At 42.8% G+C, this 15,086-nt stretch carries 16 protein-coding genes; 10 read left to right on the plus strand and 6 right to left on the minus strand.

What is annotated here, in order from left to right:
• The first annotated feature begins 162 nt into the window (after positions 1 to 162).
• Positions 163 to 714: a hypothetical protein gene (locus tag MKY98_RS08870; protein WP_256026103.1), complete on the plus strand. Its 552-nt coding sequence runs from the start codon at positions 163 to 165 to the stop codon at positions 712 to 714.
• A gap of 10 nt (positions 715 to 724) precedes the next feature.
• Positions 725 to 1,315 (plus strand): ABC transporter substrate-binding protein, encoded by a 591-nt coding sequence (locus MKY98_RS08875; RefSeq protein ID WP_069012188.1) that lies wholly within the window; start codon positions 725 to 727, stop codon positions 1,313 to 1,315.
• A gap of 97 nt (positions 1,316 to 1,412) precedes the next feature.
• On the opposite strand, the gene MKY98_RS08880 is transcribed toward MKY98_RS08875, so the two are convergent.
• From MKY98_RS08880 to MKY98_RS08900, 5 genes are all read right to left on the minus strand, one after another.
• Positions 1,413 to 2,549 carry a hypothetical protein gene (locus MKY98_RS08880; protein ID WP_069012187.1) on the minus strand — a complete coding sequence of 379 codons (1,137 nt, stop codon included), beginning with the start codon at positions 2,547 to 2,549 and terminating at the stop codon, positions 1,413 to 1,415.
• A 111-nt stretch (positions 2,550 to 2,660) separates the two neighbouring features.
• Entirely contained in the window at positions 2,661 to 2,906 is a 246-nt protein-coding gene (locus tag MKY98_RS08885; protein ID WP_256026104.1) for a DUF4183 domain-containing protein, read from the minus strand.
• Positions 2,881 to 3,051, minus strand: a complete 171-nt coding sequence (locus MKY98_RS08890) for a hypothetical protein (RefSeq protein WP_245231557.1) — start codon at positions 3,049 to 3,051, stop codon at positions 2,881 to 2,883. Before MKY98_RS08890 ends, MKY98_RS08885 begins: the two co-directional genes overlap by 26 nt.
• Positions 3,052 to 3,139: 88 nt before the next feature.
• A complete protein-coding gene (locus tag MKY98_RS08895; RefSeq protein WP_069012186.1) occupies positions 3,140 to 3,952 on the minus strand; it encodes a DNA alkylation repair protein in 813 nt (270 codons plus the stop codon).
• 76 nt (positions 3,953 to 4,028) lie between these two features.
• Complete coding sequence (locus MKY98_RS08900; protein ID WP_069012185.1) at positions 4,029 to 4,703, minus strand: Crp/Fnr family transcriptional regulator; 675 nt, start codon at positions 4,701 to 4,703, stop codon at positions 4,029 to 4,031.
• 206 nt (positions 4,704 to 4,909) lie between these two features.
• Here MKY98_RS08900 and MKY98_RS08905 point away from each other — a divergent pair, with 206 nt between their 5' ends.
• The 4 genes from MKY98_RS08905 (at position 4,910) to MKY98_RS08920 (ending at position 10,056) form a co-directional block, all read left to right on the plus strand.
• Positions 4,910 to 5,992 carry an ankyrin repeat domain-containing protein gene (locus MKY98_RS08905; protein ID WP_069012184.1) on the plus strand — a complete coding sequence of 361 codons (1,083 nt, stop codon included), beginning with the start codon at positions 4,910 to 4,912 and terminating at the stop codon, positions 5,990 to 5,992.
• A gap of 407 nt (positions 5,993 to 6,399) precedes the next feature.
• Positions 6,400 to 7,146 carry a DeoR/GlpR family DNA-binding transcription regulator gene (locus MKY98_RS08910; RefSeq protein ID WP_029516644.1) on the plus strand — a complete coding sequence of 249 codons (747 nt, stop codon included), beginning with the start codon at positions 6,400 to 6,402 and terminating at the stop codon, positions 7,144 to 7,146.
• A 2-nt stretch (positions 7,147 to 7,148) separates the two neighbouring features.
• Positions 7,149 to 8,060, plus strand: coding sequence for a 1-phosphofructokinase (pfkB, locus tag MKY98_RS08915; protein WP_029516645.1), 912 nt, complete (start codon positions 7,149 to 7,151; stop codon positions 8,058 to 8,060).
• 67 nt (positions 8,061 to 8,127) lie between these two features.
• The gene (locus MKY98_RS08920) at positions 8,128 to 10,056 is read left to right on the plus strand and encodes a PTS fructose transporter subunit IIABC (RefSeq protein ID WP_029516646.1); all 1,929 of its coding nucleotides are present in this window, start codon (positions 8,128 to 8,130) and stop codon (positions 10,054 to 10,056) included.
• A 153-nt stretch (positions 10,057 to 10,209) separates the two neighbouring features.
• Here MKY98_RS08920 and MKY98_RS08925 read toward each other — a convergent pair whose 3' ends face one another.
• A complete protein-coding gene (locus tag MKY98_RS08925; protein ID WP_069012183.1) occupies positions 10,210 to 11,085 on the minus strand; it encodes a LysR family transcriptional regulator in 876 nt (291 codons plus the stop codon).
• A gap of 111 nt (positions 11,086 to 11,196) precedes the next feature.
• Between MKY98_RS08925 and MKY98_RS08930 the strand changes: the two genes are divergently transcribed.
• The 4 genes from MKY98_RS08930 (at position 11,197) to MKY98_RS08945 (ending at position 15,084) form a co-directional block, all read left to right on the plus strand.
• The gene (locus tag MKY98_RS08930) at positions 11,197 to 11,583 is read left to right on the plus strand and encodes a tautomerase family protein (RefSeq protein ID WP_029516648.1); all 387 of its coding nucleotides are present in this window, start codon (positions 11,197 to 11,199) and stop codon (positions 11,581 to 11,583) included.
• Positions 11,580 to 11,915 (plus strand): carboxymuconolactone decarboxylase family protein, encoded by a 336-nt coding sequence (locus MKY98_RS08935; protein WP_069012182.1) that lies wholly within the window; start codon positions 11,580 to 11,582, stop codon positions 11,913 to 11,915. The genes MKY98_RS08930 and MKY98_RS08935 overlap by 4 nt, the downstream gene beginning before the upstream one ends.
• A gap of 247 nt (positions 11,916 to 12,162) precedes the next feature.
• Positions 12,163 to 13,020, plus strand: coding sequence for a BglG family transcription antiterminator LicT (licT, locus tag MKY98_RS08940; RefSeq protein ID WP_029516650.1), 858 nt, complete (start codon positions 12,163 to 12,165; stop codon positions 13,018 to 13,020).
• Between the two features lie 183 nt (positions 13,021 to 13,203).
• Positions 13,204 to 15,084: a beta-glucoside-specific PTS transporter subunit IIABC gene (locus MKY98_RS08945; RefSeq protein WP_069012181.1), complete on the plus strand. Its 1,881-nt coding sequence runs from the start codon at positions 13,204 to 13,206 to the stop codon at positions 15,082 to 15,084.
• The last annotated feature ends 2 nt before the right edge of the window (positions 15,085 to 15,086 follow it).

Genomic DNA, 15,086 nt, shown 5'->3' on the forward strand with positions numbered 1-15,086 from the left:
TATTTTGATATATACATACATAATTAATGGTTTTAAACTATTCAGAGGAAGTTGGATATATTCGATTGCTTGTGAGAATGATTATCAATTATAATAAATTTAATTCTGATAGGACGGAATAAGAACTGAAGGAACGGTTTGGATGGGGGCTGAGCGGTAGTAATGAAGTTGAACGATCACATTTTGCTGTGGAATCATGTTTTTATACAGGTGATGGATGTTCGTCATAGGAAGATCGAAAAAGGAGAGGAGCTTCGAGCCTATCGACTTCCTGCCAGTGCGTTCTTATATGCCGTGCGTGGAAGTCCACGGGTACGGTTGGATAACAGTATTCACAGGATAGAGCGTTTCCATGTACTGCATGGCGGAAAAGGAATGTGCCTGAGTATCCTGGCGGAGGATGTGCTTGAATATTACATCATTTTGTACAGGGCGACGTTGGCCCTGCCTGATCGCAAAGAGATAGCACAATTGCTGGAAAAGGAAAATCCCTTTCAGAATCAGTATGCTTTCGCACCACATTACCCGCTGTCCCTGTACGAGAAAGTGAAGCTGTTGGAGCAAGAATGGCGTGGAGCTTCTGGACTTGGCAAACTGCATGTTAAAGCCTTGTTTCATCAATTTGTATACGAGTTGTTGCAGCAGTTGTATTGGCAGGGCATCGAACCTCTTAAGCCCGACCTTGTATCGCAGGCTCATGCACGGAAGAGTTAAAATAACGGCCATGATGATTATGCTGTGTTTATCATTGATGCTGGGAGCTTGCTCGGCTCCGACGAATACAAATGGAAGTTCGCAAACGAAGGCTAATCATACAGCGACAACATCCAACAGCGATGGACAAGCGGCAGTGCAAGCACTGGATAAATTCCGTAGAATCAGTGAAATCTTTGGCAAGCAGAAAGAAGCCGAGCAGTGGATTACTGAATACGAGAAGAAAGCTGCAGAGGCCAGAACGAAAATTCAAGGTATCGTTAAGGACGGAGAGACGGTTTCAATTGTACAAGTCGCCAATAAATCGATATATGTTTTGGCAGCGAAAGGCGGCAATTACGGAAGTCCGACCATTTATCAGATGCTAAAGCTGCCACCTACCAAGAAGGCATTGAATATGAAAGAAGGATTTGAAAATATTTCACTTGAGGTTTTACCCGAGTATATGGGAGATCACATCTTTGTATACGGTTCAGAAGATGAAGGGGCTAATCAGATTCTGCATAGTGAGCTATGGAAAGGCCTTCAGCTGGATACCATAGTTAATCTCTTATTAGCCCACAAAAAATTAAAGGATGTACAAGTAACATCTCCTATCTAAACAAGGGGAAGCTTTTAGAATTTCAAGCTGTGATAGTCATATAGACAAAATCCGCTTAACACAAAGATTCCTAAGTGTTTGGCGGATTTTATCATGTCTATATTTCTTCTTCTCTGTATGTTTTGGTGTATCTTTGAAATTCAGATTTTTGATTATCGTAATAATCAGCTCTCGTCCAAAAAATAATTTGAGAGAATGAGTCGGAATGTTCCAAATAAGTGATTAGATATACAATTTTTACTTTATCACTCTCTACCCATACTTCGTATTGCAAGCCTTGATTCCCGTTTATATTGACCTTTACTGGTCCTGTCGAAATAATCCCTTTTCCAGACCTTTTGAGTACTAATTGAGCTGAAAACTCAGCGTAATCTTTTAATGTGATCATTGAGGATTTCTCATACGGCAGTTCAGATTTCCAATCCTTGATGATCGTCATGTATGCATCGTTTTTTTCATACCAAGCTTGAATTAGCGCATCTGGATTAAGAATTAAACCAGTCTTCCATATATAAGGGAGACGAATTTGTTGCGTGGCATCTTCACTTTTAAATGTTTTCAAAATAGTTGTTGAGCGAAGGTCTGGCTTAACTTGTGAGTCGCTTAAGACTTTCAAGGAGCTGGCTATAGTTGCAAATTCGTGATGTTGTTCTACTGCAGAGCCTCCCCTTGAATAGATTAATACTTGAAGATAGTGCTGCTTACTCTCTAACATGGCACTGAAGTAATAGACCTGTTGGCCATTGTATTTCCCGCTATAATCGGCTGTTCTGGCGGTTGTGGAATCAATCTGGATTGGGGTAGTATCCACAGCCTTAAAGTTTTCTAGGCCCAATGCGGAGATTTCTTCACGTTGCTGTACGAATTCGTCGAGCGTCATATTATTTGCAAAAGCTGACTTGGGGACACGGAAAACCAGACCTACATTCTTTTTTTCTTTGTCACAAACACTAAGCACCGAATCCAGTTGTCCCTGTTTAAATTTACGCCAGCCAGCGGGAATGGTAAGAGCCACAAGATCCTTATCCGAGGTAACGGTATGAGGCAGCGACTCTGTGACGGGTAGAACAGGCTGACTTTCTTTGTCTACAACTGTTGTACTATGAGTCGCATTGTCTACATCAGAATTTGTTTGGACTGCAGTTGCAGCATTTTTTGAGGTGCAGCTGGTAAGCATGAGCACTGCGATCAGTGCAATAACATAAAATCGGAAATGCGCAAAATTGAATTTCATGGAAATAACTCCCTCTGTTTCATATTTACAAAGGAAATTTTACCTTTTTATAAAATTATAAAAAAGAGGCGTTTGTCCTGTTTTACGTAGCTCAGTCGCTTATGGTAGTCGTTACTGAACATTGTTGACAGAGGTTGAGGAGGCACTAGAGTTGAAATTAATAACTTCAACGACTACTGTCGCGCCAACAATCAGGCCTGTATTTATAATTAGGTTTGTAGCAGAAAGCGTTGTTAAGCCGCCTCGCTGCAACGTCCCATTTACAAAAACATTGTAGTATCCGCTACTAGTCGGAACAACAAGACTGTTTGCCGAGACTGAAGTACCACTATCATTTGTAAAACTTTGTGCTGGGATGGTGAGTCACTCCACCTAATATATTACCAAGCACGACAATAGCTGTGTAACGATTAACCACTGGAGTGACATTGATACTTGTTGTGATAGCAATGTTTCCAGATACGATACTGTCTGCTTCCAGATAGATTTGAATAATAGACATAGGAATTCCTCATTCCTAATACTCCAGATAAATATAATAGTTTATGTGAATACTCTAGATATGGATTGGATGGGGAGGAGTCTTCTAATTATTTCTCTTTGTTCAAGCTTCTTTGGGCCCGGGTTACTATTCGCTTCGTTTCTTTAGTATCCGAAGCCATCAGCCATGCATTACAAACTTGAAGAACCCATTCCGGGCTGGTTTTGCTGGCATCATTCAACCAATTGCCAACGGAGTCCTGGACATATTTGACCGGATCGGACTGAACAGCCTCCAAGAGCGGAAGAGCCAACTCGGGATGTTCTTTTAGTTCAGGGATGTGCTTGGCCCAAACGCCTTGTGGTCGGGTTAATTCAATGGCAAAACGACGTATGTTAGCATCCTCATCTCGCACCCAACTGTCTAACAGGGCAAGCCCTTCAAGCAGTTGCAAGGATATGGATTCTCTCACGGCCATCCAGGCTATTTCACGTACTCCGAAATGGGAATCCGCTGCAAAGGGGCGAATGCCAGCCAATTTTTCCTCTACACTTAAACAGGGATCAACCCCGATGATGTAGGCAGCCCAGCAGCGAATGCTGTCTGAAAGATGCGAGGCCATCGCATCAAAGATGCGAATACGTTCTTCTATCGCTTGTTGCTCAAACACATGAAGCCACGCTCGCGCGATTGCGGGTATCATTTTCATGATCTTCTTTTCCTTCAGCTCATTCAATTCGGTCAGGAAGACATCGGATGATTGCTGCAAGCCAAATTCATCAAGAGTATTTTGTAATAGTACAACATGATCGACAGCCAGCCATTCGGTGAGATTCACCGTCTGAAGCCGCCCTTGCTGTAGCAGCTGAAGCACATCACTAGGAATATCTGACCCTTTGCGAGCACCTTTTCGTTGTAACATTTCATCCACTCCATATCGTAAATTGTCTGATAGGTATACGATACTTTTTTGGGTTGGAGTATAGATGTAATGTAGTTTACAACTTCACTAACTTTTCGCGATGGATGTAAATCGTCTTAAAGCCGGTTTTAATGACCTTTTCTTTGACAAGCTCCTGAAGAGCAGCTGTTACAGCCTCACGGGTGGCCCCGACCAGATTCGCAATTTCTTGATGAGAGAGAGGGAAATTGATTTTGCAATACTCATCACGGCTTTGGAGGGCGAACTGATCGGACAATTTCAGAAGAATATACAAAATTTTATCCTGTAAATTTCCCAAAGCTAAATGCTGGGCCAGACTGCTCATTCCTGAAATTCGGTCACTTAACACCTTGATCATGTTCATCATGAACCTGGGATGTTCTATTAAAAAATGCTCGAATCGGTCTTTGTCCATACGGCAGATATCGCATTCTTCTATCGTTTCTATATACATCTCCCTTGTTCCTAGTGAAATCATATCCATTTCACCAAATACATTTCCCTCGCGGAGGATATCCAAAGTAAATTGCTTCCCGTCAGCATTTAGCTTATATAGACGTACTTTGCCCTTTTTCACAAAATAAAGTCCCTCGGAAAAGGTCTCTGGAGTTTGTATAAAGTTTTTTTTCGGTATAGTCGTAATGGAGGTCATTTGATCCATTTCAATTAAATCTTCTAATGAGAGACTATGAAGCAAATTAAATTGGGACAAATATTGAATGCTATTCATATGTTCTCCTTTTCGGTTGCACAGGGTATACAGAATCATAATACAATTATAGCTTCTATAAGGTATTTTGACCTCTATTACTCACTTGTTTGCGCTAGAGTGAATAATGAATTTTGGGGAATCTGTTGGATTTATATAAAAGAGAGGTTGGTATAAAATAGATATACATGATTAATAGTAGATACATAAAGAGTGAGGTAGTAACCATGATTAAATTAAAAGATGTAGGCAATTTCAAGGTTCTTCCTGAGATAGCGATGCATATCGTTCAAGGCAATATATCTGCTTTACGCCAGGCGCTGACCGAAGGCTGGGATATAGAACAAGGGATCGTACTCAGCAAATATACGACATTAAGTCCACTGGATATTACACTCATCACTGGGCAAATGGAAGTCTTGAAGCTACTGGTCGATGAGGGGGTTCAACTTAATGTAAAGGATAATCCCGCATTCCTGACGGCTGTTCGCTATGGTACCGAAGAGGTTGTCCGTTATGTGGTCGCCCATGGCGCCAAGCTGGACGGTAAAAATCATGTCAAATCTGGTGCTTATGAGCAAGCCTACTACGGTAACAAAAGTAATATGCTGCTTATCCATGAGCTGGGCCTCGATATGAAGCAGCATGCTGGAGCAACACTCCGCAACGCAGTTAGTGAGCATGACTTGAAAACAGTAGCTTTACTATTGGAACATGGCGTAGATATTAATTTCAATGCCCCTAATATGGTATATCCATATAAAGCCACGCCTTTGACAGTGGCGGCGCGCAACAACGATTTTTCGATGGTGAAGTATTTGGTTCAGCTAGGCGCTGATGTGACGCTGGCAGAAAAAGATGGAGAACGGGCATATACAATTGCACTAAGTAATAAAAACGTAGAAATGGCTGAGTATTTAAAGTCTGTAGAGCCTCCGGCATTTCATAATCTGGAAAATAAACGACATGCTTTGAAAAGCTACAAGCTTCCGAAGGATTTAATAGCCTTTCTGACAGGGAATCAACTCCGTGTGAACCTGCCAGAAAATGATCTTGATATTCAATTTGTTGAGTTCTTTTCAATTATCGATACGGTTGAGATGAAGGTAGGTCGGCAAAAGCTGTTGCGTCTGTCTCTAAACGTAGATAATTACTCGGATATTATATTGGTGTGGAATCCAAAGCAGAAGTGCCTGGGTTATTATGACGAGGAGCATCAGGAATATGCGGATGTGTGCAGCTTTGCTGAGTTTCTTGCACAGCCGGAAGATTATCTGGAGAAGATTATTGAGGGTGAATATGTATCATAACAAGGTGAGCCATGAATGCGGTATGCACGCAGTCATGGCTCTTGTTATTTTAAAATACAGCGCTAGTGTACACAGGTGCCTAATGCTCATCAGGAATGGTTACGTATGAGCTTAATGAGGTTTCAGGGAAATTGGGACGAATTGTGCGCATAATGGTAAAATAGTACTGATGGAAGCTTTAGAACGTTTTTGAACGTTTACTGCTGAATTCCTATGTAAGAAGAATGAATTTACATAAAAGTAGATGAATTTTCTTTAAAATGTAAACGCAATCATGTCGATTAGAGCGGGAATTCACCATTTTGTAAAAAAATGAAGTTGGAATGAATTTTTTTGAATCTTTTTGGAGAAAAATGATTGTTTTTTATCAGGTTTGTGGTACGATATAAACAGTTGGGGGAATGAAGATGCTGACGGAGGAAAGATACAAGTTAATAATACAGCGCTTACAAGAACGTGGTGTTGTAAAGTTGCAGGAATTGGCTGATCTGTTGGGAGCTTCTGAATCAACAATTCGGCGCGATTTGATAGATCTTGAGGGCCGTCAGTTGCTAAAACGGATTCATGGTGGGGCAACCTTACTGAATCAGAAAAGTCAGGAACCTGGCATGGAAGAAAAAACATTCAAAAACGTTCAACAAAAAAACGCAGTCGCCCGCATGGCAGCCAAAGAAATTTTGGATGGCGAATGTATTTATCTGGATGCGGGAACAACAACGATGGCGATGATTCCTTACATTGAAGCTAAAGACGTGACGGTCGTGACGAATGGTCTATCCCACGTAGAAGCACTGGTAAGTAAAAGAATCAGAAGCTATCTACTGGGAGGGATGATGAAAATTCATACCAAAGCCGTAATTGGCAGTATTGCCCTACAAAATTTGGACAATTTTCGATTCGACAAGTGCTTTCTAGGAACGAACGGGGTGGATATGGAAATGGGGTATACAACTCCTGATCCTGAAGAGGCGCTAATCAAGCGGCGAGCCCATCAGTTGTCAGGCAAAACGTATGTGTTGGCCGATTCCAGCAAAATTGGAGAAGTAACCTTCGCCAAACTGTTCGAGCTCAAGGAAGCTATACTTATTACCGAATCGATGCCAGAACGCTCACGCCGATCCATCGCTCAGAAAACTAAGATAATCGAGGGATAACAATGATATATACAGTAACGCTGAACCCTTCCATTGATTATATCGTGGAAGTTGACGATTTGAAGCTTGGTGATTTGAACCGGATGAAACGTGATTTGAAATTGCCAGGTGGTAAAGGAATTAATGTATCACGTGTACTAAACCAGCTGGGAGCAGATAGCACGGCGATCGGCTTTCTAGGAGGATTCACAGGCAGGTTTATCGACGATACATTGCGGGAAGAATCCATTAAAACTGATTTTGTAATGATCGAAGATGACACACGGATTAACATTAAACTCAAGCATGGCGATGAAACGGAAATTAACGGTTTGGGACCTGTGATTCGTGAGCAAGAGGCCGATGCGTTGGTGCAAAAGCTGGCCGCACTCCAGAAAAATGACATTGTCGTCTTGTCGGGAAGTATCCCGCCGTCACTTGGAGGAGACTTCTATGATCGGCTGATTAGCGTATGCCAGCAAACTGGGGCTGAATTCGTCATCGACACCACAGGTGAGGCGCTGATGAAAGCACTGGTTCATAAACCGCTGCTCATCAAGCCAAATCACCACGAGTTGGCTGAGTTGTTTGGCGTAACTATTCATTCAAAGGAGGAGATCGTCACTTACGGTCGTAAGCTGCTGGAAGCAGGTGCAAAAAATGTACTGATTTCCATGGCAGGAGAAGGGGCTTTGTTCATTACGGCAGATGAAGTGTATCACGCAAATGTACCAGCAGGAACGGTTAAAAATTCTGTAGGCGCAGGTGATTCAATGATTGCTGGATTCGTGGGTACGCTGGCTCTTCATGGCGATCCGATCGAAGCATTCCGTGCAGGAGTGGCATCCGGAAGCGCAACTGCGTTTTCCGATGATCTGGCTACTAGAGAGAAAATTGAACAATTACGGCCGCAAGTCACGATTTCAAAACGGTAATCCGGCTGCATCATGAGCTTATTATGCGTGTATCGACACGCTGACCGAACTTAGGAGAGTGTGAAAAATGAGAATAACAGACCTGATGATTAAAGAAACGATGATCATGGACCTGCAGGCGACGACAAAAGACGAAGCGATTGAGGAACTCATTGCTAGCCTTGAAGCAAGTGGACGTATTAATGACCGTGCCTTGTTTAAAGAAATGATTTACAAACGTGAAGCAGAGTCCAGCACTGGAATCGGCGGCGGCATTGCGATGCCGCATGCCAAGACCAAAGCTGTGAATGAAGCGACTGTCGTTTTCGCCAAAAGCAGTAAAGGCGTAGAATTCGAATCGTTGGACGGTGAGCCGGCAAAAGTGTTCTTTATGATTGCGGCTCCAGAGGGAGCAGCAAATACGCATCTTCGCACATTGGCAGCCCTTTCCCGGCTCTTAATTGATACCGATTTTATCGGGAACCTTATGAAAACGCAAACACCGGATGAAGTATCTGTGTTGTTTGATACCAAGCAGGCGGAAGAAGAAGCTGCCAAAAAAGCAAAAGAGGCTAAGAAAGAGGCAGCCAAAGCGCAGCAAACGCCAGACGTTATCGTTGGCAATCCGAATTCTGACGAGTTTGTGGTTGCAGTGACCGCTTGTCCTACAGGCATTGCACACACGTTTATGGCTGAAGATGCTCTTATTAAGAAAGCGAAAGAAATGGGTGTAAATATCCGTGTAGAGACGAATGGCTCGGAAGGCGCACAAAACGTACTGACAGCGGATGAAATTCGTCGTGCCAAAGGAGTAATCGTCGCAGCTGACAAGAAGGTTGAAATGGCCAGATTTGACGGTAAACCTGTATTACAAAGACCGGTAAGTGACGGTATTCGTAAATCTGAGGAACTGATCCGCAAAGCGCTGAACGGCGATGCGCCAATTTATCGTAGTGAAGGTAAAGGCAGCGCTGAAGAGTCGAAAGCGGAGAAGAGCAGCGTAGGCAGCAAAATCTACAAGGATTTAATGAACGGTATTTCTCATATGCTACCATTCGTTGTAGGCGGGGGGATCTTGCTAGCCATTTCCTTCTTGATTGAACAGGTAGCGGGAGAAGATAATGTATTCTTCCAACTGTTACAAACGATTGGCGGCGGAACAGGTGCGTTCCACTTCCTGATTCCGATACTGGCCGGATTTATCGCGATGAGTATTGGAGACCGCCCGGCACTGATGCCAGGTATGGTTGGGGGTCTGATGGCTGTAAACTCCAATGCAGGTTTCCTTGGCGGTCTGGCAGCAGGTTTTCTGGCTGGTTATGTGGTGATCTTCCTGCGTAAAGCTTTTGCAGGTCTACCAAAAACGCTGGATGGTTTAAAACCAATCTTGTTATACCCGGTATTCGGACTCCTAATTACAGGCGCGATTATGTTCTACCTGTTTGATCCAATTTTCGGTGGTATTAATACGTGGCTTGTCAACGTTCTGAACAATTTAGGAACAGGTAATGCAGTTATTTTGGGTCTGATCCTGGGCGGAATGATGTCGATTGACATGGGTGGACCTTTCAACAAGGCAGCTTACGCATTTTCGATCGGTGTCTTTACTTCCAGTGGTAACACGAACGGAGCTATGATGGCGGCTGTTATGGCGGGCGGCATGGTACCTCCGCTGGCAATCGCATTAGCTTCGACGTTCTTCAAAAATAAGTTTACTGAGCAAGAGCGCAAGTCTGGCTTGACGAACTATGTACTTGGATTGTCCTTCATTACGGAAGGAGCCATTCCATTCGCAGCTGCTGATCCTCTGCGTGTCTTAACCTCTTGTATTGTAGGTTCAGCGATTGCTGGTGGTCTGACGCAGTTCTGGCAAATCAATCTTCCAGCTCCACATGGCGGAATTTTTGTAGCAGCTCTTGCCAATCATGCTTTGCTGTTCTTGCTTGCAGTGGTGATTGGTTCCGTAATTTCCGCGCTCATTCTGGGACTGTGGAAAAAACCGCTTGAAGCGAAATAACAGGTATGACAACAAGAGTATAAAAATAAAGAGAGGGCCACATTTTCTTAGGCCTTCAAAATAGTAAAGCCGCTAAACACCAGGTTTCTGAGTGTTTAGCGGCTTTTTCTTTATGCAAAGATGATATAACTTATTAGTAGTCTTGCATAGATGCTATAGCCTGCAAAGCTCCTTAACCAGCTGTATAAATAGCTTTCGGGCCGAAGACATATACTGCTGGTGATGGTTGTTTTGTAATAGTCCAACGGCAATATTAGGGTCTGTTAACTGGAGGGGGACGGTGACCAGTTCCTCCGGCAAAGGCATTGACGATAGAACCACTCCAACTGAAGGAATCGTTTTTACGAACGTGGGGATCGACGAGATTTGACTGACAGTATAAAAAAACGGCATCGACGGGAAGTGTGAAAGCTCTTTCTCCAGTCGTATATGGTACAAGCAGTTCTTACCTCCGACGATAAGCGGATACGCGTACAGATCTTCGAGCTGAAGCTCACTTTTTGCCGCGAAGGGATGATTACGGGACACAATAAAGGCGATGTGTTCGTGATATATGGATTCAAAGTGTAAAGAAGGAATGGAGTGAGGTTCCCCAGAGATAGCAAAATCCAGCTTACCATCCACCAAAGCATGTGCGAGTGCATCCGTGTTTCCAACTGTAAAATGACATGTAATATTCGGTTTATGCTCTCGAAACTGCTGCAGAGCCAAGGGGAGTAAGGTAGCCGCTACCGTTTCAAGCACACCGATATGGAGCGTGCCGATCTCCTCCTTTTTCAGCGACTTCGCCTGGTCCATTACAAAATTCCAATGCTGAATAAGTCCGTCTATCTCCTCGGCATATAGTTTGCCCGGGGACGTTAACTCCGCATCCCAACCCCTTTTAAAAAGTTGAAATCCCAGCTCTTTTTCAAGCCTCTGGATTTGGTTCGTGACTGTAGACTGAGCGTAGTTTAATTTGACAGCAGCTTTTGAAAACGTTCCTTCTTCGATTATGGTACGAAATGTAGTTAATTCTTTCAGATCCACGCTTGCTCATCTCCATCGATGAAATTGAATATATTTATGATTATTTTCAATTATACAGATGAAAGTAAGGGGAGTACAATCATCTTATCCCAACGGATAGGAGAGATGAACATGCCATTTGTACGAGTTGGCTACATGGAGCAACAATACACAGAGCAAGAGCTGTCTGACATTAGCTGCTGTATCATGAATGCTTTGATCGAACATTTTCAGGTTCCGGAAAAAGATTACTTTCAGGCTTTTCATGCTCATAAGCAAAGCGAGTTTTATTATAGTCCTGATTATTTGAATGTATCCAGAACAGACAAGTTGCTGTACATCCAAATTACGATGGGATCGGGTAGAACTACGGAACAAAAAAAGGATTTTTACCAAAGATTAGCCGAACTCATCTCTATTGAATGTAAAGTCCGACCGGAGGATGTTTTTGTGACACTGGTAGAGACTGAATTAGAGGATTGGTCCTTTGGCAATGGACTTGCCCAGATGATTGTATGAAGCATAAATTAATCAAATCGAGTGTTCGGGAAACGATAGGTGATTTTGCACCCGCTTTTGTAACCTATACGGAGGATGTTCTTTTTGGAGATGTATGGAGAAGAAGTGAGTTGTCTCTTAGGGAACGGAGTTTTATTACAGTTGCTGCTCTGGTGGCGGGTGAGCATGTGAATCAACTTCCTTATCATCTGAACCTGGCCAAGGAAAACGGGATTTCGGAGGAAGAACTGGTTGAAGTCATTACACAGCTTGCCTTTTATGTAGGATGGCCCCGGGCAGCCTCAGCCATTCAGGTTGCCAAAGAGGTGTTTTGCAAAGAGCAAGAAAGTTAAGCATGAACCTAAAAAACTGCTAAGCACAAAGGATTCCGAGTGTTTGGCGGTTTTTTGGCATGATTGTATTGTTATTCTGCATTGAAAGCGGTATAGTAAGAGTAATTGAATGAGGGGTGAAGTGCCCTTCGGGATTGTTACTGGTGAGCAGGCGATACCCAAATAATGACTAATTGATTTAGTCGTTATTTGGTTTTTTTTTTGTTATTACAAACTTTGTCATTACATCAATGAGGTGAGCAGATAAATGATCATCCGGCAAATTTTTAACAACAATGTTATCCGAGTCGAAAATCAGGTGGGTCATGAATTTGTTGTCATAGGGAATGGTCTAGGCTTTAAAAAGAAAAATGGCCAGAGGGTCGATGAGGACAAAATAGAAAAAACCTTTGTATTAAAGTCCGATAAAATTCCACAAAAATTAATAGATCTTATTGGGGAAACATCTGTAGAGTATTTAAAGGTGGCGGATGAAATTGTAGGCAGCGCAAAAAAGGAAATGGGAGATATTTTTAGTGACAATATCTATATTTCTCTGATTGACCATATTCAATTTGCCATCTCTCGATACAGAAAATCCGTAGGACTTAAAAATTCACTGTTATGGCAAATTAAAAAATTTTACAAAAAAGAATTTATGATCGGAATGAACGCATTGGACATCATCCATGCTCAATTTGGCATCCAAATGGATGAGCATGAAGCAAGCTTTATTGCTATGCATTTTGTAAATGCAAGACAAGACGGTCAGGGAATGAAACAAACGGTTGAGATTACCGAGATTATTGATGACATTTTCAACATTGTAACCGATTACTACGAGATTACACTGGATGAAACTTCGTTCAATTATTCCCGGTTTATTACTCATTTGCAGTACTTTGCCCAACGATTGCTGAGCAATGAACAAGAACAACTAGCTTCAGGGGATAATTTCTTGTATGACCAAGTCAAAGATAAATACGAGAAGGCTTTTCAATGCACCCAATTAATCAATCAATATTTAGAGTTAAAGCATGAAAGTGCTATGTCGATTGATGAAAAAGTGTATTTGACGATTCATATACAGCGTGTAACCTCCAGAAATGATATAGCTAGTTCTTAGAAAAAAAGCTTGCAAACGATTTCTAAGTGATTTATAGTAGGCTCACAACTTAAATATAAGGATTGTTACTGGTTAAGCAGGCGATACCTAAATGAATGGCAGTGATCATTTTCTTTGATCATGCAGGCCTTTCGTTTAGGTATTTTTTTGTTTCCAGGCAATCTGCCCAAGAGGAGAATGAACATGGACCATAAGAAAATGGGCGAAGACATCGTATGTCTCGTTGGAGGAGAAGAAAATATCAATGGACTTGTCCATTGTGCTACACGACTCCGATTTGACCTGAAGGATTCACGAAAAGCCGAAAGAGAAGCGCTTGAGAAGCATGAGGGAATCATTACCGTTGTTGAAAGCGGAGGACAATTCCAAGTTGTTATTGGCAGCCATGTTGCCTATGTATATGCAGAGATCATGAAAAACAGGGATTTTGGATCGAATTCCCCTGCAGCCAGTGAATCCAGTGGTAAAAAAACATCGGTCATATCCACAATCTTTGAAGTCATTTCCGGTAGTTTCTCCCCGTTAATTCCGGCGATGGCGGGCTCGGGAATGATAAAAGCACTCCTGACGGTTTTGACCTTGCTAGGATGGATGTCTGCAACAAGTGATACTTATATGATCCTGTCTGCTGCAGGGAATGCTGTGTTTTACTTCTTGCCTATTTTGCTGGGGATTACGCTTGGTATAAAGCTGAAGGCGAATCCTTATGTAGCTGGTGTGATCGGTGCGGCTCTCATGGAACCCAACTTTACGGGGCTGATGGACAAAGGCACTGATGTATCGTTTTTAGGAATACCGGTGGTCATGATGAACTACTCCGCCAGTGTTTTCCCGATTTTTATATCCATTAGCATCTATGCGTTGGTAGATAAGTTTTTGAAGAAGATCATTCTTAAGGATTTACAGCTATTTTTAGTTCCGATGCTGGCTTTAATGATTATGGTTCCGCTATCTGCGATGGCTTTTGGACCTTTCGGTACAGGGGTAGGAGATTGGATTTCTTCAGGTGTGACATGGTTAATCGGTGTAAGTGGCATTTTGTCAGGGATTGTTCTTGGCGGTTTTATGACCTTTATGGTCGTCTTCGGACTTCACTGGGGTTTTACTCCGATCACGATTCAAAATATCGGTGTTGGCGGTGATCCGATTGAGGCGATGGCTGCAGCAGCTGTATTTGCTCAAATTGGGGTCGCATTTGGTATCTTCCTGAAGGCGAGAAAAGATAAAACACTTAGAACTCTTGCCGGTTCCACGAGTATTACAGGATTGCTGGCTGGTGTGACAGAGCCGATTGTGTATGGTCTGGTGCTTCGCTATAAACGTGTCATTCCGATTGTCATTATCGCAGGTGCTCTAGGCGGTGCCATCAATGGACATTTTGGAGTGAAAATGACGGCGTATGTGTTTCACAACATTTTTGCGATTCCAGTGTATACGCCAACCTTGCTATACGTGATTGCCATTGCCTGCTCATTCGCGGCAGCAACCGCACTAACCCTTATTTTTGGGTATGAAAGCAAGGTGAAGGAGGAGACCCCGGAAACAGTTGAATCCGTGAAAACAGCAGAACCAGAACCTGTTGTTACAGCAACGAAGGCTGTTGACATCAAGAAAGAAACGATCTACAGCCCGATCACAGGCAAGGCTATACCATTGAGCCAAGTGAATGATTCGGCATTTTCTACAGGGGCGATGGGAAAAGGCTTAGCCATTGAGCCGTCTGTCGGTGAGGTCGTAGCGCCTATAGATGGAGTTGTAACCTCGCTGTTTCCCACAGGACACGCCATCGGCTTGACTTCAAAGGCGGGTACGGAGATATTAATTCATATTGGAATTAATACCGTTGCGCTGAAAGGGAAGCATTTTAATCCAGTCGTTCAAGAAGGAGATATCGTAAAACAAGGGGACTTGTTAATCCAATTTGATAGGGAGCAGATTATAGAAGCAGGATACGAAATCGTGACCCCTGTCATCGTCACGCTTACAAAAAATAAAGTGGATGTGTTTGAGACAAATCAGGAGCAAATTCAAAAAAATGAAGTATTGCTAACGTTGGTTCTGTGATA

This window comes from Paenibacillus sp. FSL M8-0228 (genome assembly GCF_038007385.1).
In the GTDB taxonomy this organism is placed as follows: domain Bacteria; phylum Bacillota; class Bacilli; order Paenibacillales; family Paenibacillaceae; genus Paenibacillus; species Paenibacillus polymyxa_D.